Annotated in this window: 21 protein-coding genes; 4 read left to right on the top strand and 17 right to left on the bottom strand. The window is 66.8% G+C overall.

Features of this window, described 5'->3' with window-relative positions; genetic code table 11:
• Window positions 1–5: 5 nt before the first annotated feature.
• Both EV641_RS22870 and EV641_RS22865 read right to left on the bottom strand, forming a co-directional pair.
• Window positions 6–1,148: an FUSC family protein gene (locus EV641_RS22870; protein ID WP_132474807.1), complete on the bottom strand. Its 1,143-nt coding sequence runs from the start codon at window positions 1,146–1,148 to the stop codon at window positions 6–8.
• Window positions 1,135–1,551, bottom strand: a complete 417-nt coding sequence (locus EV641_RS22865) for a DUF3151 domain-containing protein (protein WP_054714360.1) — start codon at window positions 1,549–1,551, stop codon at window positions 1,135–1,137. The genes EV641_RS22870 and EV641_RS22865 overlap by 14 nt, the downstream gene beginning before the upstream one ends.
• An 80-nt stretch (window positions 1,552–1,631) precedes the next feature.
• Here EV641_RS22865 and EV641_RS22860 point away from each other — a divergent pair, with 80 nt between their 5' ends.
• Entirely contained in the window at window positions 1,632–2,747 is a 1,116-nt protein-coding gene (locus tag EV641_RS22860) for a hypothetical protein (RefSeq protein WP_199233359.1), read from the top strand.
• Between the two features lie 65 nt (window positions 2,748–2,812).
• On the opposite strand, the gene fbaA is transcribed toward EV641_RS22860, so the two are convergent.
• A complete protein-coding gene (gene fbaA, locus EV641_RS22855) occupies window positions 2,813–3,850 on the bottom strand; it encodes a class II fructose-bisphosphate aldolase (protein WP_054719642.1) in 1,038 nt (345 codons plus the stop codon).
• Between the two features lie 167 nt (window positions 3,851–4,017).
• Between fbaA and EV641_RS22850 the strand changes: the two genes are divergently transcribed.
• The gene (locus tag EV641_RS22850) at window positions 4,018–4,869 is read left to right on the top strand and encodes a VTT domain-containing protein (protein ID WP_132474805.1); all 852 of its coding nucleotides are present in this window, start codon (window positions 4,018–4,020) and stop codon (window positions 4,867–4,869) included.
• A gap of 9 nt (window positions 4,870–4,878) precedes the next feature.
• On the opposite strand, the gene EV641_RS22845 is transcribed toward EV641_RS22850, so the two are convergent.
• The 3 genes from EV641_RS22845 to EV641_RS22835 form a co-directional block, all read right to left on the bottom strand.
• Window positions 4,879–5,997, bottom strand: a complete 1,119-nt coding sequence (locus tag EV641_RS22845; RefSeq protein WP_132474803.1) for a glycoside hydrolase family 76 protein — start codon at window positions 5,995–5,997, stop codon at window positions 4,879–4,881.
• An 81-nt stretch (window positions 5,998–6,078) separates the two neighbouring features.
• Entirely contained in the window at window positions 6,079–6,690 is a 612-nt protein-coding gene (locus EV641_RS22840) for an RNA methyltransferase (RefSeq protein WP_132474840.1), read from the bottom strand.
• A 101-nt stretch (window positions 6,691–6,791) separates the two neighbouring features.
• Window positions 6,792–7,415, bottom strand: coding sequence for a hypothetical protein (locus EV641_RS22835; RefSeq protein WP_132474801.1), 624 nt, complete (start codon window positions 7,413–7,415; stop codon window positions 6,792–6,794).
• An 89-nt stretch (window positions 7,416–7,504) separates the two neighbouring features.
• Between EV641_RS22835 and EV641_RS22830 the strand changes: the two genes are divergently transcribed.
• Complete coding sequence (locus tag EV641_RS22830; RefSeq protein WP_054720247.1) at window positions 7,505–7,951, top strand: hypothetical protein; 447 nt, start codon at window positions 7,505–7,507, stop codon at window positions 7,949–7,951.
• A gap of 4 nt (window positions 7,952–7,955) precedes the next feature.
• Here EV641_RS22830 and EV641_RS22825 read toward each other — a convergent pair whose 3' ends face one another.
• From EV641_RS22825 to clpB, 8 genes are all read right to left on the bottom strand, one after another.
• Window positions 7,956–8,675, bottom strand: coding sequence for a lysoplasmalogenase family protein (locus EV641_RS22825; protein WP_132474799.1), 720 nt, complete (start codon window positions 8,673–8,675; stop codon window positions 7,956–7,958).
• Window positions 8,676–8,700: 25 nt separating this feature from the next.
• The gene (gene galK / locus EV641_RS22820; protein ID WP_241997412.1) at window positions 8,701–9,834 is read right to left on the bottom strand and encodes a galactokinase; all 1,134 of its coding nucleotides are present in this window, start codon (window positions 9,832–9,834) and stop codon (window positions 8,701–8,703) included.
• 2 nt (window positions 9,835–9,836) lie between these two features.
• Window positions 9,837–10,898, bottom strand: coding sequence for a galactose-1-phosphate uridylyltransferase (galT, locus tag EV641_RS22815; protein ID WP_132474797.1), 1,062 nt, complete (start codon window positions 10,896–10,898; stop codon window positions 9,837–9,839).
• 16 nt (window positions 10,899–10,914) lie between these two features.
• The gene (gene pyrE / locus EV641_RS22810) at window positions 10,915–11,454 is read right to left on the bottom strand and encodes an orotate phosphoribosyltransferase (RefSeq protein WP_054719608.1); all 540 of its coding nucleotides are present in this window, start codon (window positions 11,452–11,454) and stop codon (window positions 10,915–10,917) included.
• A 79-nt stretch (window positions 11,455–11,533) separates the two neighbouring features.
• Window positions 11,534–12,172 (bottom strand): LemA family protein, encoded by a 639-nt coding sequence (locus EV641_RS22805; protein ID WP_241997409.1) that lies wholly within the window; start codon window positions 12,170–12,172, stop codon window positions 11,534–11,536.
• A 93-nt stretch (window positions 12,173–12,265) separates the two neighbouring features.
• A complete protein-coding gene (locus EV641_RS22800; RefSeq protein WP_132474834.1) occupies window positions 12,266–12,925 on the bottom strand; it encodes a hypothetical protein in 660 nt (219 codons plus the stop codon).
• Window positions 12,926–12,953: 28 nt separating this feature from the next.
• Window positions 12,954–13,871: a hypothetical protein gene (locus EV641_RS22795; protein ID WP_132474795.1), complete on the bottom strand. Its 918-nt coding sequence runs from the start codon at window positions 13,869–13,871 to the stop codon at window positions 12,954–12,956.
• A 72-nt stretch (window positions 13,872–13,943) separates the two neighbouring features.
• Window positions 13,944–16,499: an ATP-dependent chaperone ClpB gene (clpB, locus tag EV641_RS22790; protein ID WP_132474793.1), complete on the bottom strand. Its 2,556-nt coding sequence runs from the start codon at window positions 16,497–16,499 to the stop codon at window positions 13,944–13,946.
• Between the two features lie 245 nt (window positions 16,500–16,744).
• Here clpB and EV641_RS22785 point away from each other — a divergent pair, with 245 nt between their 5' ends.
• Window positions 16,745–17,905 (top strand): globin domain-containing protein, encoded by a 1,161-nt coding sequence (locus EV641_RS22785; RefSeq protein ID WP_054715588.1) that lies wholly within the window; start codon window positions 16,745–16,747, stop codon window positions 17,903–17,905.
• Here the strand turns inward: EV641_RS22785 and EV641_RS22780 are convergent, their stop codons facing one another.
• From EV641_RS22780 to EV641_RS22770, 3 genes are all read right to left on the bottom strand, one after another.
• Window positions 17,906–18,475, bottom strand: coding sequence for a hypothetical protein (locus EV641_RS22780; protein ID WP_132474791.1), 570 nt, complete (start codon window positions 18,473–18,475; stop codon window positions 17,906–17,908).
• 59 nt (window positions 18,476–18,534) lie between these two features.
• Complete coding sequence (surE, locus tag EV641_RS22775; protein WP_132474789.1) at window positions 18,535–19,467, bottom strand: 5'/3'-nucleotidase SurE; 933 nt, start codon at window positions 19,465–19,467, stop codon at window positions 18,535–18,537.
• Window positions 19,468–19,582: 115 nt separating this feature from the next.
• Complete coding sequence (locus tag EV641_RS22770; protein WP_132474787.1) at window positions 19,583–20,800, bottom strand: globin domain-containing protein; 1,218 nt, start codon at window positions 20,798–20,800, stop codon at window positions 19,583–19,585.
• Between the last annotated feature and the right edge of the window lie 412 nt (window positions 20,801–21,212).

Below are 21,212 nucleotides of genomic sequence, written 5' to 3'. Positions count from 1 at the left end.
ACCGCCTACTTCTCCGGCGGGTAAGCGGGGTTCTCGACCGTGGGCGGCAGCGTCGCGAGTGCCGAGATGCGTTTGAGTCCTGCTGTTTGCAACAGGTCGACGAGCAGAGATCTCATCTGCGCGAACACCACCGTCGCCGACACCCCGGCGCCCTCGATCAGTTCCGGGCTCATCTTCCTGGCCACGCTGCGCAACACACGGGCGGCCTCCGCCGAATCGGGTTGATCGCCGGGTTCGGCGAGCATCATCTGGCGTAGCACCTCGACCGCATCAGCAAGTTCATCGACCATGACGACGAACCGAGAATCGAGGATCTCGTCATCACGGACCAAGGTCAACGACCGCCGCGCGAGGACACGGATGTTGCGCATTGCGTTGTCGATGGGGTCGGCCGCGGCAGTCAGCCGCGCGAGTCGCGGACGACTGTTCCAGTAGAGCGGTGAGATCCGGCTGACCTCGTGGCCGCCCTGAAGGTTGCTCCGCATGGAGTCGATCGCGGATTGTGTGTCGCGGGCCTGTCGCAGTGCAGTCTCGATGGGTTTCGGATTGTTCTCGACCAGGCCGGTCTCCACATTCCGCAGAACTTCGGCGGCGGTCTTGAGGATGTCCGCGGCGTTCTTCCTCGCGCGACGCACGGGGTGGGTGGGAATCAGCGCGACCACGGCGATCCCCACCAGGCCTCCGACGAGGGCGTCGACCATCCGGTCGATGCCACCCGTGCCGCCGGGAGGGATCAGGGTTGCCACCAGGACGGCCGAGTTGCCGGCCTGCATCGAGAAGATCGGCCCACTGTTGAGCGCTACTGCCGATGCCATGGCGATCGCCACGACCAAGGCAATCTGCCAGGGGCCGCTGCCGATCTGCGACACGATCAGGTCCCCGATACCGATTCCGACGGTCACGCCGCACACGAGCTCGACCGAGCGGCGCAGTCGCGCCCCGAGGGACAACCCCAGAGACACCACCGCGGCGATCGGCGCGAAGAACGGCTGCGGGTGGCCGATCAGTGTCGTCGCAACCCACCAGGCGATACCGGCAGCGAGCGCGCATTGCACGATCGGCAGCGCGGACGAGCGGAGTCGCAGCGACGACTTCCGCAATTTCTTGCGGAAGTCGTCGCGGGTGGGTAACGACCTACTCGACGCCAAGTTCCTCGGCCGCGCGGGGATCGCAATCCTCGAGCAGATCGAGGCACCGTGCGTGCTCGTCTGCTTCGCCGATCGCCTTCGCTGCCCGCGCGAGCACGGCTACGCAGCGCAGGAAACCCCGGTTGGGCTCATGGCTGTAGGGCACCGGACCGAAGCCCTTCCACCCGTTGCGCCGCAGCTGGTCGAGGCCACGGTGGTAACCGGTGCGCGCATACGCGTACGCGGCGATCGTCTCGCCGGAGTCGAGGGCTGCTTCCGCAAGGTACGCCCATGCGATCGATGCGGTCGGATGCTCGGCCGCGACCTCCGCCGGGTTCTTGTGGTTGAGCAGATCCGATTCCACTTCGTCGTCGCCGGGGAGGAGGGTGGGCTGGGGTCCGAGCAGGTCACCGAATGAGGTCATGGCGCCCATTCTGCCCTTCGCGCGCCGAGCCTCGATAGGCTCCCGGCATAAACACCCACCAGCCGAACGAGGTGCAGCACGTGCCGGACCCGAAGAACGAAGACCCGACCGAAGACTCGACGGAATCATCCGCAGGCGAGATTTCGGAGACCGGACCGGCCGACACGCCCGACGACGTCGACACGTCGGAGGAAGCACCTGGGGCACCAGAGAGGAAGTCCTCGGATGACGAGGCACACGACGGTGCAACGACCGAGAGCGAAGTCGAGGACACAGACGGGGTCGAGGCCACCACCGAGGCGGAAGTCGAGGACACCGCCGTAGTCGAAGACCCGCCCGAATCCGAGGACACCGCAGACGAAACGCCGTCGGACGACACGCCGGAAGAGATCGACTCCACGGCAAAAGACGACACCGCACCCGAAGATGACACGGTCGTTGTTGCTGCCGATCGGGAAGATATCGAGTCCGAGGACAGTGCGCCGGACCCCTCGGCGAAGGCCGGCGAAGCCACCCAACCTGATCCTGCCGAGGCGAAGACGGTCGCCATGCCGACCGTCGAGAAGACCGAGCAGCCGGACAAGACTCAGCAGCCCGAGCCACCGGCATCGGATCCGTCCGAGGCACCCACGACTCAGATCCCCGTCCGGAGCCACGCTCCGAAAGCGGAGCCGCAGCGCATCGTGCCGCGCGTGCCCGAGCCGCCGAGGTCGGAGCCTGCACCGTTCCAGCCCACACCGGCCCCGACTCGGATTCCTCCGTCCCCGCGCAAGGGGCGCGCGGGGTGGATGGTCGTCGCCGGTGCCGCCGCTGTCGTGGTGATCGCCGTCGTTGCTGTCATCGCGTTCCTGCAGTACCGGGAGAACAGCTCCCCCGACTCTCACATCCGCGCGAGCATCGACGAGTTCGTGCAGGCGCTGAGCGCGGGTGACCTCGAGACACTGCAGAATTCGACGTGCGGCGGGCTGGCGGAGTTCTATGCGACGGTCGCACCCGAGGAGTTCGACAGCATTCACGCGCTGGCGGTGGAACAGGGTTCCGTGCCGGTCGTGTCGAGTATCGACAAGGTGCAGATTACCGACGACACTGCGATCGCCGAGGTCACGGCTCATCCGACGGGAGACCCCTCGGATGTCACGGCTCGCACGTTCGACCTCGCGCTCCAGGGCGACGACTGGAAGGTGTGCAGCGAATAGCTGCACAGACCCATACGAAGAAGGGGCGCCGGCTCGAGCCAGCGCCCCTTCTTCGGTACTACCGACTACTTGGCAGACACCGAGCGGCCCGCGGACTTGAGGTCGTTGCACGCCTCGATCACGCGAGCGGTCATCGACGCCTCGGCCTTCTTCAGGTAGCTGCGCGGGTCGTAGACCTTCTTGTTTCCGACCTCGCCGTCGACCTTGAGCACACCGTCGTAGTTGCTGAACATGTGTGCCGCGATCGGGCGGGTGAACGCGTACTGGGTGTCGGTGTCGACGTTCATCTTCACGACGCCGTAGCTCAGTGCCTCGTCGATCTCCGACTTCAGCGAGCCCGAGCCACCGTGGAAGACGAGGTCGAACGGCTTCGAGCCGTCCGCGAGGCCCAGCTTCTTCGACGCGGCCTTCTGGCCTTGGTCGAGGATTTCCGGCTTGAGCTTGACGTTGCCCGGCTTGTATACGCCGTGCACGTTACCGAAGGTCGCGGCGAGGAGGTACTGGCCCTTCTCGCCTGCACCGAGCGCGTCGACGGTCTTCTCGAAGTCCTCGACGGTGGTGTAGAGCTTGTCGTTGATGGCGTTCTCGACGCCGTCCTCTTCACCGCCCACAACACCGATCTCGATCTCGAGGATGATCTTCGCGGCCGCTGCATCGGCGAGGAGCTGCTGAGCGATCTCGAGGTTCTCGTCGAGCGGGGTGGCAGAGCCGTCCCACATGTGCGACTGGAACAGGGGGTTCTTGCCGGCGTCGACGCGCTCCTTCGAGATCGCGATGAGCGGGCGGACGAAGCCGTCGAGCTTGTCCTTGGGGCAGTGGTCGGTGTGCAGCGCAATCGTCACGTCGTACTTCTCAGCGATGACGTGCGCGAACTCGGCGAGCGCGACCGCGCCGGTCACCATGTCCTTGACACCGAGGCCCGAACCGAACTCCGCGCCACCGGTCGAGAACTGGATGATGCCGTCGCTGCCGGCGTCCGCAAAGCCCTTGATCGCAGCGTTGATGGTTTCGGACGAGGTGCAGTTGATGGCCGGGAATGCGAAGGAGTGCTCCTTGGCGCGGGCAATCATCTCGGCGTAGACCTCGGGAGTCGCGATAGGCACAGCGGCTGTCCTCCAGATGAGAGTGGATCGGCTACCCGCTCGGGTGTGGCAGGTGCCCTTTGTCCTTGCAGTATGTCAATAGGGACGACGGTTGGATACTCGGGCCGCTGACCCCGCCGGATCATCACGATTCGAGGGCGCTCGTGCACGTCGGTACTCTGGAGATCGTGAATTTTGTCGAAGCCTCGGAATCTGTGACCAATTTGGCCCTGCTGCCGGGCTTCCTCGACCCCGTGAACCTGCTGAACTCGTTCGGCACCTGGATGCTCGTCGGTCTGCTCCTGGTGGTGTTCATCGAGTCGGGTCTGCTGTTCCCGCTGCTTCCCGGCGATTCGCTGCTGTTCACCGCGGGCCTGATCGCCGCGTCGAAATCGGCGGAGGTCGAGCCGTTCGCGCCGCTGTGGGTGCTCATGGTGACGATCCCGATCGCGGCGATTCTCGGCGATCAAGTGGGATACTTCATCGGCACCAAGGGCGGCGCGAAGTTGTTCAAGGACGACGACGCGAAGCTGTTCAAGAAGAAGTACATAGACGAATCGCACCGATTCTTCCTGCGGCACGGTCCCGCGATGATCTTCCTTGCCCGGTTCGTTCCCATCGTCCGCACCTATGCGCCGCTCGTGGCGGGCGCGGCGAAGATGCCGTACCGCGTGTTCATCATCTACAACGTGATCGGCGGCATCGTGTGGGGTGCGGGCGTCACACTGCTCGGTTACCTGCTGGGGCAGATCTCGTTCATCGCGGAGAACGTCGACTACATCTTCCTGCTGATCGTGTTCGTGTCGGTGCTCCCGATCATCAGCGAGGTCGGCAAGCGTTTCCTGGCGTCGCGTAAGAACGCCGGGGCCGAGAACACCGCGTCGGACGAGGCCGCGTCGGAGCAGACCGAATCTTCCACTGCCCCGTCGAGCGCCGACCACACTCCGACCACCCCGATCCCGAGCCAGTCGTCGGCACAGACCGCGGCCCCGACCACGCCGATCCCGGCGTTCAACCCGGATCCGAACAACCGGCGATAACACGCAGGTTCAGGGAGACGCCACCACCGCGTGTGCGGCTTCCATGAGCATCCACCCACCGAGCTGCACCGACAGGTCGCGTTCCGCGATCGACGACGCGCGCACCGTGCCTGCGGTGAACTGCGCGACCGTGCCCGACGAGCCGGGGAGTCTCGCGGGCTGGGTCCAGTCTCTCCCGAACAACGGCAGCCCTTCGATCTGCAGGCGGCTCTCCCACGCCCCGTCGGCCGAAGCCAGCACGATGCGGCGGGCCGTAGCGCGTGCTCGCACATCGTCGGAGTCCTGGACCGGCAGGGTGGTCGCGACCATCGCGAGGTGGCGCGCGAGGATGCCGTTGAACAGGCCACCGTCGCCTCCCCCGCCACCGGTGATGATGCTGCGTTCGGTGAGTTCGTTGTCGACGGCGTCGACGAGTGCATGCACCCGCGTGCGATGACGTGGATCGTCGCATCGGGTCGCGAGTTCGGTCTCGAGTCCGAGCACCACGCCCTGGCAGTACGTGTAGACGGCGCGCTCGAGTACACCGTGGCGGATGCCGTCGAAGACGAGTCCGGTGTCCGGATCGACGAGACGTTCGTGGATCCAATCGGCCATCTCCTGCGCGCGCTCGAGCTTGCCCGACCGCGCGAGCAGCAGCGCTGCCGGACCGTTGGCCGGAGTGTTGAAGAAGGAGTCTCCGCGACGCCACGGGATCCCCCCGCCATGTTCCGGTTGCCACGCATCGTGCAGTTCACCGACGAGGGTCGTGATCGCAGCGCTGCGGTCAACACGCAGGTGACGCTGGGCGCGATCGAGCGCCAGACCGAGCCAGGCCATGTCGTCGAAGTAGTTGTTGGTCCAGCCGGTGATGTTGCGGATACGGTGAGTACGCGTCAGCTGCACCACACGGCGGCGGTTGCGCGCACTGCCGTCGCCGGCCTTCGCCTGCCGCTCCGCCGCGTCGACGGCGAGGTCGATCAGGTGCGCCTGCCACCAGTAGTGCCACGAACCGAAGATGCGCTCGCGTCTCGTCGCCGGCCAGCCGACGACACCGAGTTCCGTGCCGGGTAGTCCCCAGAGTCGACGCACGTGTCTGGCCACGACGGCAGCCTCGGCTGCATCCGCCCGGTCGGCCCACATTTCTGGCATGCAGTAATCTTCCTCGTCCCACAGCAGCGGCGTGGCCACACGGCCCGCGCTGATACATCCACGCAGTTCGAGCGGGCGTTACTACCAGGCGTCGTCGAGGTCGGCGTGTTGGCCGATCCAGGCGTGCATCGCGATTCCTGCCGCGACACCTGCGTTGATGGAGCGGGTCGAGCCGAACTGTGCGATCGATACCGTCATGGCCGCCACCTCGCGTGCCCGCTCGGTCACGCCCGGCCCTTCCTGCCCGAACAACAGCAGGCAGTTTCGGGGCAGTTCTGCCGTCTCGAGCGGCACGGAGCCGGGGGTGTTGTCGACGGCGACGATGGTCAGATCGTGCTCTGCGGCCCAACGGATGAGCTCATCGACGTCGGTGTGATGCTGCAGGTGTTGGTAACGATCGGTGACCATGGCACCGCGTCGGTTCCAGCGCCGTCGGCCCACGATGTGGACGGCGGCGACCGCGAACGCATTGGCGGTGCGCACGACGGTGCCGATGTTGGCATCGTGCGCGAAGTTCTCGATCGCCACGTGCAGCGGATGCCGGCGAGTGTCGATGTCGGCGACGATCGCATCGCGCGTCCAGTACCGGTAGGCGTCGACGACGTTGCGTCGGTCACCGTGTTCGAGCAGTTCGGGATCGTACTTCGGGTCGGTCGGTGGGGGTGTCCCGAACTCGTCGGTCCACGGCCCCATGCCGTGCGGATGTTCGCCCCATTCGGTGGGTCCGGGGACTGCGAGCGGGTCCTGCTCCCGGCCCGGTCCTTCTTGGTCCGGCCTTATCTCGCCCGACACCGTCAGAACGTCTCGTTCGAACCGGATGCGACGGTGAAGCCGTGTCCGGTGCTGTCGTTGGTGCACGTCACGTCGGCCTCGGTGGTCTCGCACGTGTACCCGAGCTGCGAGAGTGGCGACCCCGCGGGCAGCACCTCCGCAGAACCCTCGACGGGCAGATAGACGGGGCCACCCGAGCACAGGAACTCACCGGGACCGCTGTCGACGACGCGCATCCCGTGGCCCCAGTTGACTACGCAACTCTCGGGCTGCGGCGGCACCGGGTCGGTGACGCCCTCGCAACCCGCTTCGGTGCGGCCCGGAAGCTGCACGATGCCACACGCGAATGCGCCGTCGGGGGTGGTGAAGTAGTACGACTCGCCCTGCTCGAACGCGACGGCCTCCAATGTCGGCGGCACCTCGGGAGCCGGCTCGGTCGTCGTCTCTGCGGGCGTGGGCTCGGAGGTCGGTGCCTCCGTGGTGGCTTCGGTCGTGGTCGGTGCAGCGGTCACGCCGGACGTCGCGGTAGTGGTAGTTGTAGTGGTCTCCTGTGCCGCGACATCCGGTTCGTCTCCGGACCCCCCGCACCCGCTCAGCACCAGTACAGCTCCCAACACAACCGCAGACCACGACACACGCACGTTCACACCGTTCCCTCCGACGAACACAGAAAATGCCACTCTATCGACCAGCGGCCGCAGCGCAGACACGCGCTACGCTGGGAGACGGAGGACCCATGAAGCACAAGCGCATCCTGCGCACGGTCGCGTTCATCACGACCGGATACCTGATTCTGCTGTCACTCTGGCTGAACCTCTTCTACCCGGACTCCGCCGAAGGCACCGAAGGATTCCAGGTGATGTTCCTGGTCTGCCTCTACGGCGCAGTGCTCGGTCTGGGCATGTTGATCGCCGATCGCACCACCCGCGAAGACCGCAAGATCGAACGCGACGGCCTCGAAGGCTGGGCGACGATCCGCGCCGCTACACCGCTCGGCCGCGTGATCGGCGACGTGCAGCGAACCGAACTGGATCTGGATCTGATGGTGCCCGGATCCGAGCCGTACAGCGGCAGGGTGGTATTCGAGGCCGGACGCAGCGACCTGTCGCGACTGGTGGCCGGCCAGGTGGTCTCAGTGCTCGTCGACCCCGACGACCGCACCCGGATCCTGATCTTCCCCTGACGGGTCATCTCCGTCGGGCGAGCGCAAGGATCCCCTCGACGAGAAGCAGCTGCGCGCCCGCATAGGTGGCGAGCACGAATCCTTCCGCCGCTGCCCGCGCGGACTTGTTCTTCAGCAGGGCCCGTCTTCCGACGATGGTGCCGTCGGACAGGGTGAACACGAGCCCCCCGAGGCCGAGCCAGCTGCGCCGGTCGGCGTTCGGAAGCACGAGACCACCGGAAGTCTTCGCCACGGGAGCGAGGGAAGGGTCGGCGGCGAGTGTCGCGGTGGTTGCCAGCAGGGTGCCGTACGCGGTGAGCGGCGCCGCGACCGAGCGGCTCCGCGACCCGAGCAGACCGGCAGCTCCCAACACCGCGGGCACACGCTGCAGCACCGAGGTACGGGTCGGGCGCGCGCCGTGCCGAGCGAGCAACGTCGAATACGACGTCTGCATCACCGCGAAAGATCCTGCCCCGCGCAGGATCCGACTGTCATCGTCGGGGTCGATCATGAACATGTCACCCACCGTCGCGGCGGTCAGGCCCGCGAGGAGCAGCGCGGTGTCGGCGCGGTCGAGGTCATGGGAGCGGCGCAACACCCGAACGGCGAGCGATGGCGCGATCAGCGGCTTCGCGACCTTCTGCACCGACTCGTTGCCGAGTACACCGCCGACCACCGTCGCCGCGCTCGCGGCCACGAACACGGCGTGCTCGACGCCCCACTTGTTCCCAGTGAACCAACCCATGCGCGCACAGTACCCGGGTTGCGGGTCAACAGCGGCGCGCACCATGGGACGGAGTGGCGTGCAGAAACACCGGCGACGGAAAGCCCCGGGCCGCGGCCGCCGCGGTCACGGACGTTTCGATCCTCGGCACGTCGTCGTTCTCGCACAACGCAATTGCCGAACCTCCGAAGCCTCCCCCGACCATACGCGCTCCGAGCGCACCGGCCGCCGTCGCAGCATCGACAGCGCTGTCCAGTTCGGCGCAGCTGACCTCGAAATCGTCGCGCAGAGACCGATGCGACGCGTCGAGCAGCGGGCCGAGTTCGCGCACGCGACCGGAGCGCAGTGCGTCGGCGGCAACGCGGACGCGTCCGATCTCGGTCGCCACGTGTCGCGCGCGGCGCCGCAGCATCGGGTTATCCAGTGCCGAAACGGATTCCACTTCGCGCAGGGGCTCGCCCAGCAGGCGCGCCGCTTCCTCGACAGCGGCTCGCCGCGACCCGTACTGTCCGTCGACGAGGCGGTGCCCTGTCCCGGTGTCGACGACCAGCACCGTGAGCCTTGCTGCCGCGGTGTCGACGGGGATGTGTTCGACGTGCCCGTCGGCGCAGTCCAGGAGCAACGCGTGGCCGGCCCTGCCGCGCAGGGCGATCTGCTGGTCCATGCCGCCGGTGGGCGCCCCCACGTAGTCGTTCTCCGCACGCACGCACACCCGGGCGAGGACATTCCGTCCGTTGTCGTCGACAGGCAGGCCGCACAGGTTGGCGAGCGCCAGTGCCACGGACGCCTCGAGCGCAGCGGACGATGACAGTCCCGCACCGACGGGAACCTCCGACGCGATCGCGATGTCGGCTCCGTGGAAATCGGGTGGGTCGAGCGCCCAGACCACACCGGCGACGTATGCACCCCATCCCTCGACACGTTCGCCCAGTTCCACGTCGACGGCGTCGAATCCTGTGCTGTGCAGGCGGAGCCGCCCATCGGTACGACGGCGCACCGCGGCTGCCGTTACCTGGGGAATCGCCATCGGCAGGCACAAGCCGCCTGCGTAGTCGACGTGCTCCCCGATCAGGTTGACGCGACCGGGTGCACACCAGATGCCGTCGGGGTCGCCGCCGAACGCCGCGGTGAACGCGCGCGACGCGCCGTCGCACACCGCGCGGGCCGCGCCGTCCGGCACCGTCACGGCGCGAGCTCGCGTAGCCGCTCGGCGATACGCTCGGGTGTGGTGTCGCTGATCCACGCGCCCATCGCCGATTCGGAGCCCGCCAGGTATTTGAGCTTGTCGGGGGCACGACGCAGCGAGAAGATCTGGCAGAACAACCGGCCGTGCTCGCGTCCGTCCCCGACGGGGGCCTGGTGCCATGCAGCGATGTAGGGGACGCGGTCGAGTCCGTCGAAGAACCGATCGACACGTCCGAGCAGGCCGCGGTAGGCGAGAGCGAGTTCGTCGCGCTCTGCGTCGACGAGCGCGGTGAGATCGGGGACGTCGCGATGCGGTGCGAGGTGCACCTCGATCGGCCACCGCGCCGCGGTGGGGACGTACGCGGTCCACCATTCGCCCGACCACACGACGCGGGTTCCGGTATGACGTTCGGCATCGAGGATGTCGCGTTGGAGCGACCGTCCCGTTCGTTCGTGATGGTCGCGGGCGCGGTCGAGCAACGTCTGCGTCCGCGGCGGGAGGAACGGGTAGGCGTAGATCTGACCGTGCGGGTGTTCCAGTGTCACACCGATTTCGACACCGCGGTTCTCGAAGCAGAACACCTGCTGCACGCCCGGCAGCGACGACAACGCCGCAGTACGGGACGCGAGGACATCGATGACGGTGCGGGCACGTGTCACGGGGAGATCTGCGAAGCGGGCGTCGTGGTCTGCGGTGAAGGACACCACTTCGCAGCGGCCTCCCGTCGAGCCGTCGCCCGAGGAGAGCGCCGGGAATCGGTTCTCGAAGACCGCTACGTCGTAGTCGTCTGCAGGGATTTCGGTGGAGGCGCCGGGGCGGGTCGGGCAGAGTGGGCACTCCGCGATCGAGGGCAGGAACGTGCGGTCCATGCGGTGTGCGGCGAACGTCACCGGATCCCCGGTGAGCGGGTCGATGCGAACCTCCGACGTTGCCACGACCGTCGGAAGTTCACGACGGTCGTGTGCGGCACGGGTGGCCGCTCCCCCGACGTACGGTTCGGTGTCGTCGAAGAAGATCAGCTCGCGACCGTCGGCAAGTTGCGTGACGGTCTGCCGCATCCGTGGCGTCACGGTGTCAGGAGTTGTCGAGGCCCAGGTCGGAGAGGCCCAGCAGCGACCGGTACTCGACGCCTTCCGCAGCGATGACCTCGTCGGCTCCGGTGGCGCGGTCGACGACCGTTGCCACACCCACGACGATCGCCCCCGCGTCGCGCAGTGCCTTGACTGCGGTGAGCGGCGAGTTCCCGGTGGTGGTCGTGTCCTCGACGACGAGCACTCGCTTACCGACGACGTCGGGGCCCTCGATCTGACGCTGCATGCCGTGGGCCTTGGCGGCCTTGCGGACGACGAAGGCGTCGATCGGGCGTCCGGGCGCGTGCATGACGGCCATCGCGACGGGGTCGGCGCCCATGGTGAGGCCACCTACCGCATCGAAGTCCCAGTCGGAGACGAGTTCGCGCAGAAGCGAGCCGATGAGCGGTGCTGCGCGGTGATGCAGGGTCGCGCGACGCAGATCGACGTAGTAGTCGGCTTCCTTGCCCGACGACAACGTCACCTTGCCGTGCACTATTGCCAGCTCACGTACCAGTGCAGCCAGTTCGTCGCGGTCGCTCATCGCATATCCTCACCGTCGTCTCGTTCACCACCGGCGGCGGAACCGGTGCGAAACGAGCCTAGTCGCTGTCGGTGAGGCCTCAGGCGGCGACGGTCCCCGAATCCTTCTCGTCGGTCTTGTCCGAGGTGGGCGCCTGCGCTTCGGTCTGTTGCTCGGTCACCGGCGTCGTCTCGGTCACCGTCTCTGTCGCCAGACCTGCCGGAACCTCGAACACTGCGACAGCCCGCACTCCGGCCAGCTTCGCGAACAACGACGTCGGGAAGCTCGACACCTGGGAGTTGAGCTTGTCCGCGAGATCGTTGTGGACGCGGACCGCGCCCGCAATGCGCTGCTCGCGGGTCTGCAGTTCGCGGGCGACGCGGATGAACGGCCAGTGGTTGACTCCGTCGAGGACCCCGATGAGCTCGTGCAGTGCGGCCGACAGCGCGTTCTCGGTCGCCGCACGTTCGGGGAGGTCGAGGCGCTGGTCGCGCATCGCGATGGCGAGGGATCGTGCTCCCACGACCGGGCTGATCCGGCTGCGTTCGACACCGGCGCCCGCCGATGCCGCGATGAGCGCGGGGATCAGATCGTAGCGATCATCGAGTTCGTTCAGCAGCAGATGCAGGCCGTCTCTGCGTCGGGTACGAAGCGTCCGCAATCGGCGCATCCCCAGCCGTATCCAGAGCAGCGCAACGGCCACCACTGCCACAACAATCACCAGAGCCACAGGTGTCACGGCGAGAAATGTACAGACCCCGATCGGTTCGCACGACGAAGGATCCGGCGTGTCAGCCCGGGTGTATCCGTACCGTGACCTGACGAGCGGGGCTCAGCGATGAGCGGAGGGGCGTCCCGGATCGTGGAAGCTGCGATCGACGTTGTCGGGATCGACGACGGGCGGGAGGACGTGCAGGATTCCCGACAGGCGCGCAACGGCCTCGATTGCCGCATCCCATTCGCGCCCGTTGCTTCCCACCGGGATCGAACCGAGCGTCCACGGACCCTCACTCCACAGCATCTGGACGTGCTCCGGGATCGACTGGGTGAACGAGACCATACGCTGGTCGCACACGCGACGGGCGATCTCGAGGTCGGTGGAGAACACGATGCGCGGGCCGATCGACCCGAGCAGATTCATGTCGGAATCCTTCGGCGGAGGCGTCGACTTGAGACGCAGGTCGATGTCGACGTCGGACCCGACCTTGCGGCGCACCGCGACGATCGTGGCAGTTTCCTCGATGTCGAACAGGATGAATTCCTCGCCCCGACGGACCCCGCGCACGACGTCGATCGCGCCCAGATATTCCTGCTTCGCCAACGCCGCGCGATGCCAGTTGGACGGCAGCCGCTCGTCGGAGTCGGTGTACTTGTACCCCTGGGCGCGCGCCCAGATCTCCCGCACACGCCCGGACTGTTCCCTCCGCGTGCGGTCGACGTACAGGAGAGCGAGCGCGCCGAGGAGCGCGATCACCGCCAGACCGAACCACATGAATGTCATCGGGATCAGCCTAGCGTCTTCAGTTGCCCGGGCTGCCGAACGACGGGAGCGACGCGCTGATGACGGTCTCGGCGGTCATCTGTCCGTTCTCGACGGGGCTGCCGGTCGCGACGACGGTCGCGCCGATCTCGAGCGCCTCCGGAGACGACCCCCTCAACGTGATGATCTGGGTTTCCGGCGTGAACAGCACCGTGGTGAGCGACCCACCGATACCGCTGAGGGTGATGCTGGTGCCGTCGTTTGCCGTGATCGATCCCACGACGGCACCGGTCTGGCCGAGGACCTCTCCGAGCCCGCCGGGAAGCTCGTCGAGCGGAAGGTCCGGCGCAGCGCCGCCGGGTGCGGGAACGGGCGACGGTGTCGTCGTGGGCGCCGGTGGCAGGGCCTGCGTCGTAGTCGGCCCTGTCGCGCTGCTGTCGGGCTCGTCGCCGCTTCCACTGAGGAGGTAGCCGACGATCCCGCCGAGAGCAATGAGCACGATCACCGCGAGGGCGAGGACACCCCAGCGTGGACCGCGTGGCTTCTTTTCGGGCTCGGCGGGCTGCCCGTATCCGGGCTCTCCGTATCCGGGCGGGGGCGGGCCGGGCGGCTGATACCCACCGCCGGGGTAGCCGGCCGTCGGGTACTGCCCCTGCGGGTACTGAGCCTGCGAGTCCTGGACGGTCGGATACTGGGCCGTCGGATACTGCGCGGCCGGCTGCCGGCCCTGCGGGTATTGCCCCAGGGGTTCGCCGAGCTGTTGGGTGGGGTTCGGGGGCGGCGCTGCCGAATCGAAGCGCGGATCGTACTGCGGGTACGCGAGGGTCGGGTTCGTCACCGGCCGGCCGTACGCCTCCGTCGGATCGTCGGTGTGCAGTACGCGCGTCTCGTCGTCACCCGGCTCGTCGTGCGGATAGGCACGTTCCTGCGGTGTGCGCGGATCGTTCGGATTGGTCATAGCCCCTCCCAAGGTACCGATGCGGGGCCGGTCCCGGTGGCTGTTGCCGCCGGGACCGGCCCCGCACTGGTGTCAGACGCCGAGGACCAGGCCGTCGGCGTTGTCGCTCACCCCGACCTTCACGGTGTCGCCGTCGCGGATCTCCCCCGCCAGCAGCTTCTTGGCGAGCTGGTCGCCGATCGCCTGCTGGATGAGGCGGCGCAGCGGACGCGCACCGTATTGCGGGTCGTAGCCACGCACCGCGAGCCACATCCGGGCCGCTCCGTCGACGTCGAGTGTGAGCCGTCGTGCCTCGAGGCGCTTCGCCAACTGGTCGATCTGGATGTCGACGATCTTCTCGAGCTGCTCTTCGGACAGCGGGTCGAAGATCACGACGTCGTCGAGCCGGTTGATGAACTCCGGCTTGAACGCCATGCGCACCGCCGCCATCACGTGGTCCTTGTCGCCACCCGCACCGAGGTTCGAGGTGAGGATCAGGATGGTGTTGCGGAAGTCGACCGTGCGGCCCTGGCCGTCGGTCAGGCGCCCGTCGTCGAGCACCTGCAGCAGCGTGTCGAACACGTCGGGGTGTGCCTTCTCAACCTCGTCGAACAACACCACCGTGTACGGGCGACGACGCACCGCTTCGGTGAGCTGACCGCCGGCGTCGTAGCCGACGTAGCCGGGAGGCGCACCGACGAGCCGCGCGACGCTGTGCTTCTCGCTGTACTCCGACATGTCGATCCGCACCATGGCGCGTTCGTCGTCGAACAAGAAGTCGGCGAGCGCCTTGGCGAGCTCGGTCTTGCCGACGCCGGTGGGTCCGAGGAACAGGAACGATCCGGTGGGACGGTTCGGGTCGGCGACACCGGCCCGAGAGCGGCGGACCGCATCCGAGACGGCCTGCACGGCCTCGGCCTGGCCGACGACGCGGTTGCCGATCTCGTCTTCCATCCGCAGGAGCTTCTCGGTTTCACCTTCGAGCATGCGACCGGCGGGGATGCCCGTCCATGCGGCGACGACCTCTGCGACGTCGTCCGGGCCGACTTCCTCCTTGAGCATCACATCGCCGTCGGATGCGGCGCCCGATGCCTTCGCTGCAGCCTCGAGCTTCTTCTCCAGCTCGGGAATGCGGCCGTAGCGCAACTCCGCGGCCTTGCCGAGGTCGCCGTCACGTTCGGCACGTTCCTCTTCACCACGCAGCGCTTCGAGTTGTTCTTTGACCTCTCGGACGGAGTCGATCGCGGTCTTCTCGTTCTGCCAACGCGCGGTGAGCTGACTGAGCTTCTCACGTTCGTCCGCGAGTTCGCCGCGCAGCTTGTCGAGCCGATCCTTCGACGCAGCGTCGGTTTCCTTCTGCAACGCCATCTCCTCGATCTCGAGGCGACGGACGATGCGTTCGACGGTGTCGATCTCCTCGGGTCGCGAGTCGATCTCCATCCGCAGCCGCGACGCGGCCTCGTCGACGAGGTCGATGGCCTTGTCGGGGAGGAACCGCGACGTGATGTAGCGGTCGGACAGGGTCGCGGCGGACACCAGCGCGGAGTCGGTGATGCGCACACCGTGGTGCACCTCGTAACGCTCCTTGAGCCCACGCAGGATGCCGACGGTGTCCTCGACACTCGGCTCACCGACGAGCACCTGCTGGAAGCGGCGTTCGAGGGCGGCGTCCTTCTCGATGTACTTGCGGTACTCGTCGAGGGTGGTGGCGCCGACCAGTCGGAGTTCACCGCGCGCGAGCATCGGCTTGATCATGTTGCCCGCGTCCATCGCCGACTCGCCTGTCGCGCCGGCGCCGACGATGGTGTGCAGTTCGTCGATGAACGTGATGATCTGCCCGGCGGATGCCTTGATCTCGTCGAGCACGGCCTTGAGGCGTTCTTCGAATTCGCCGCGGTATTTCGCGCCCGCGACCATCGAACCGAGGTCGAGGGAGATGACGGACTTGCCGCGGAGCGATTCGGGGACGTCTCCTGCGACGACGCGCTGCGCAAGGCCTTCGACGATCGCGGTCTTGCCGACGCCGGGTTCACCGATGAGCACGGGGTTGTTCTTGGTGCGGCGCGACAGGACCTGTACGACGCGACGGATCTCGTTGTCGCGGCCGATGACCGGGTCGAGTTTGCCTTCGCGGGCACGCGCGGTGAGGTCGGTCGAGTACTTCTCGAGAGCTTGGAAGGTGCCTTCCGGGTCGGCGCTGGTGACGCGGCCGGTGCCACGCACCGTCGTGAAGGCCTCACGCAGAGCCTCGGGGGTGGCCCCCTTTCCCGCGAGGAGCGTCGCGACGTCGGAGTCGCCACTCGCAAGTCCCACGAGGACGTGCTCTGTCGAGACGAATTCGTCGTCGAGTTCGGTGGCGAGCTTCTGCGCCCCGGACAGCGCGGCGATCGCTTCACGGCCGAGCTGCGGTGTGGTGGTCGCGCCGGTCGCGGTGGGCAGCTTGTCGACGAGCTCGTGCGCTTCGCTCCTGATCTGGGCGGGGTCGACGCCGACCGCCTTGAGCAGCGGGCCGGCGATGCCGTCGGTCTGGTCGAGCAGTGCAACGAGCAGGTGCGCGGGACGGATGTCCGGGTTGCCCGCAGCGGATGCCGACTGCAGTGCCGCCGTCAACGCCGCCTGGGTTTTCGTCGTGGGATTGAACGAGTCCACTACGGGCTCCTTCCGTTCTCGAGTGAGTCTGTATCAATTCTGTACCCGCAGACTCCGGTCCGCGGGCACTCGGTTGATTCAACGAGCCCAAAGTTGAGTTTGTTCCACTCAACTTTCAATCTACATGTGAGTCACCTCACACCATTCAACGCTCGCTCGCATGCCCGCAGAGCGCATGTGGCCGACCCACAAGGAAACGACTACAGTGGCGGCGTCCGAATCAGCGCATTACGTGGGAGGATGGCGTGGAGGCGTTCGCCATCGCCCGAGTGCAACTCAGCTTCGCATCGATCACCGCAACCCCGACCGGGCCGGAGCGGTTCGCCACGGCGTTCTACACCGCACTCTGGAGCGAGACGTCGGGGACCCGCGAGCTGTTCCCTGCCGGTATGGAGAACATGCGGCAGCGGTTCACGACCGCGGTCGGATGGGCGGTCGACAAACTCACCGACGTCGACGGCCTGGACGCTTTCCTCGGCCAATTGGCACGCGATCACCGCAAGTACGGAGTACGGCCCGAGCACTTCCGCGCCGCTGGGCACGCACTGCTCGTGGCGGTGCGCGAGTGCACGCCGCTGATCCTGTGGACCGCAGCACTCGAACGCACCTGGGCCGAGGTGATCTCGCACTTCACCGAGACGATGGCCGTCGCCGCAGCCGAGGACGATCTGCCGGCAGCATGGGGCGCTACCGTCGTCGGCCACGAACGCGTGCTTGCCGACCTCGCGATCATCCGGCTCGAAACCGACACGCCCATCCCATATCACGCGGGCCAGTACATGAGCGTCCAGATCCCGCAGCGTCCCCAGATGTGGCGGTACCTGTCCGCGGCGATTCCCCCGAACCCCCAGGGGCAGATCGAATTCCACGTCCGACGAGTGTCGACGGGATGGGTCAGCGGAGGGCTCGTCAGCGAGGTCGTGGTCGGCGATCGGTGGACCATCGGTCCGCCGCTCGGGGGTTTACAGGTGGATCGGGACAGCGGCCAGGATGTGCTGATGATCGCGTCGGGCACCGGTCTGGCGCCGCTGCGCGCCCAGATCATGGAGATGGCGATGCGCGGCACGAATCCGCGCACCCATCTGTTCTACGGCGGAAACTACCCGTGCGATCTCTACGATCTGGAAACGTTGTGGCAGATCGCCATGACCAATCCGTGGCTCACGATCACCCCCGTCACCGAGGAACTCGAGAACCCGTACTGGCATCCGGTCCCCTTACGCGAGACCCCCCGGGGTCTGCAGGAGCCGATCCAGGGGAAGCTGGGTAAGGTCGTCGCGAGTTTCGGATCGTGGTCCGATCACCAGATCCAGATCGCCGGGTCGCCGTCGATGATCCGCACGACGCTGTACGCCTTGTCTGCCGCGGGCACACCGCGGCAGAACATCAGCTTCGACCCGCTCTGATCACGCCCGCAACGTCACGGCGCGCGCGAAGTCCGGGTGCGCGTCGTGCACTACCAGCGCCGAACCGTCTTCGGCGAGAGTCACCCCTACGCCGGCCCGGCGGTGCTCGATCATCCGCAGCGCGACATAGAGCGGGACGAACGACACCGCGAACACCACGAGCAGCGCGATCCCGTAGGGACGAGGCGCACCCTGCAGCAGCGCGAACACCAGCCCGAGGAACAGAACCGCAAGCGCGGTGAACAGCGCCGCCGCAGCGATCTGCCAGCGCAGACGCGCTGTGACACAACGCGCACAGACAGGCCATTCCACTGCCGCCACCTGCACCGTGTAGGCCGAGGCGAGCACCGAACCCAGCCGGCTCTCACTGTGCTGCGGCTGCGAGCGATCCGACCTGACCGTCACCCGCACCCGATCGGACTCGGGGTCTCCGTGTCGTGAGCAGATCGGCGGCACCGGTTCCACCGGCCGCAGTGCGCCTTCTCCGCTGAATGCCGATCCGAAGAGAGCCTCGTCCGCGCTCTGCACCGGCACTCGCACTTCTACCCGCTGGGGATCCCCGTTCGCCATGCGAGGCAGTATGTCAGGCGACGTTCTCCCTCGGTAGATCAGGCATATCGGGCGCGCTCTCAGCTCAGCGAAGCGATGAGGTCCTCGACGACGGACGCGTCCGACTCCGGAACCGATCGGTCGGCGTTCAGGAGCGTGAATGTGACGTACCCGGCGTTCAGCTCGGCGGAGTCGGTGCCGGATTCCGGCTGAGCCTCGGCGCGCCCGGGCACGATCTCGAAGGTAGTTTCGTCGATCTGCTCGTATCCGAAGGCCGCAGCCGACGCCGACGACATCGGTGTGTACTTCAGGCCCTTCGCTTCGGTATCTCCGTCCTTCAGCAACGGATAGTTGATATTGAGGATCGTTCCCTCGCCCATCGCCGGGATACGCCTGTCGAGGATCTCCACCAACAGATCTGCCGTCTGCGCGTAGGCCGGCACGACCTCGGACTCGCGATAGCTGGTATCGGTGCTGATCGCGATCGCCGGAACTCCATAGGCACCGCTCGCGACGATCGCCGCTCCGACCGTGCCCGAATAGTTCGTGTCGAACCCGACGTTGGATCCGACGTTGGTGCCGGACACCACGAGATCCGGCTTCTCCCCCTTGAACACCTCGTTGAGGCCGAACATCACCGAGCCCACCGGCGTGGAATCGACCGAGTAGATCTTCGGATCTCCGCCGGGGTGGACAACCTCGAGTTTGCCCGTGAAATCGAACGCGGCGGATTGTCCGCTCTGATTGTGGGCGGGGGCCACCATCGTCACGTCGTGCCCGGCAGCAATCAGCGCGTCGTACGTGGCGGTGATTCCCGGAGCGTCCCATCCGTCGTCGTCGGTCAGCAGGATCCGCAGCGGCTCTCCCTGGACCGACGCCGCGGGGGACGCGGTCGCGGGAGCGGCGGATTCCGAAGTCGTGTCCACGCTCTCGTCGGGACTACTGCCGCATCCGACGACGAGGGTGGTCGTGACGGCGACCGCTGCGATGACTGCGGGGCGGGTGAGGTGCATCGAGGAACGGTTCCCTTCTCGGGGGTCGATAGGACCTGCGAGAGTAAGGCAACATTTCCTGGACTTTGTGAGCCGTATTACTCACCGGGACTTGATCTTGCAACTCTCCGAAGTATCAACTGGGCAGCCACTTGTCGGGCCCGAACACCTCGTAGTGGATGTTGCGCTCCGAAACGCCGCGCTCGACCAATGCCCCGCGCACGATCTCCATGAAGGGCAATGGACCACACAGGTAGACCTGGGTGCCGGGCTTGATCTCGACCTCGCTCAGATCGATCCTGCCGGAGCGGGTCGTGTCGGTCGCGGGCCGCACCCCCAGGTCCTCGTACCAGTGGTGGAGGTGGGCGCCTGGCAGTCGCTCGACGAGTTCGGACAGCTCCCGCCGGTGGGCGTGCCTCGACGGCGCGCGGTCGGCGTGGAGCACGGTGACATACCGGTCGGACTCGGTGCGGCTGAGGTAGTGCAGGAAACCGATGATCGGAGTGCAGCCGATCCCCGCGGAGATGAACAGCAGCGGAGCGTCGGTGTCATCGAGCAGGAGATCGCCGTACGCCCGCGACACCTTCAGTTTGTCGCCGTCGAACAGATTGCGGTGCAGATGATTCGACACCTCGCCCTCGGGGATGACGCGACCGTCCTCCGGCCGCGTCTCAGGGATCGCCTTGACCGTGATTCCCCAGTACTCGCGCTGCGGCGCGCGAGTGAGACTGTACTGCCGGATCTGCTGAGCGCCGTCCGGAAGCCGCACGGCCACCGACACGTACTGGCCCGGGCGCGCGAACGGCAATGCGGAATCGTCGGGGAGCGCCAATGCGAACGACACCGTGTCGGGCGATTCCTGGGTTCGCTGCCGGACGACGAGCTGCTGCCACACCTTCCCGGGTTCGACTCCTGATTCCCGGTACAACTCGTTCTCCATCGAGACGAGCGCCGCCGCCATCTCCTGGTAGACCTCGTCCCACGCCGCCCCGATCTCTGCGGTGACGGCGTCTCCGAGCACCTCGACGATCGCGTCGAACAGGTGCTTGTGAACGATGTCGTATTGTTCGGCGATGATGCCCAGCGACGCGTGTTTGTTCGCGATCCGGGAGAGCAGATCGTCGGGCTCGGCGACGTTCTCGGAGACCAGCAGGGTCGCGTACGCGGCGATCGCGCCGGCGAGGGCACGCTGCTGATCACCCTGCGCCTGATTTCCGCGGTTGAACAGATCTCGCTCGAGCTCGGGATGCGCGGCGAACATCCGACGGTAGAAGATGGGAGTGATGTCGTCGATGGCGGCCCCGACGACGGGAAGCGTCGCGCGCACAACCTCGACGTTCTGTGCAGACAACATGATCCAACGGTAGGCCTGCCGCCCCCACGACGACCCGACTTCGGGCGTTTTACCAGCAGAAACGAGCATGCAGGATGGTTCTCGGCGGCCGGCTGTGCGGCGTGGCCACCGAGAACCGTCCGGGATCTCCGGCGTGTGTCCACCAGTCTGTCGACGTCGGCGGCACCCATCACGCCGCCGACCAGATCCCGATCGAACAATCCCGCGCAGGACCTACTCAGCGGATCCCGACGAGATCAGCTCCAGGACGACACCCACGAGCACGTCGGTGAGCAGCGATGCGATGGAACCCATTCATTCCCCCTCTGATGGTTGATGCCGTGCGCCGCTGGTCGATACACAGCGGTGATTCAGGGTGATTCGAAATCCCCCGACCACCGGCAATAATCGTCACTCGGGTCGACGGACTTCG

The sequence above is a fragment of the Rhodococcus sp. SMB37 genome (assembly GCF_004345605.1).
Taxonomy (GTDB): domain Bacteria; phylum Actinomycetota; class Actinomycetes; order Mycobacteriales; family Mycobacteriaceae; genus Rhodococcus.
The sequence above is the reverse complement of the archived record's forward strand: the minus strand, read 5'-3'. Positions and strand labels throughout refer to the sequence as shown.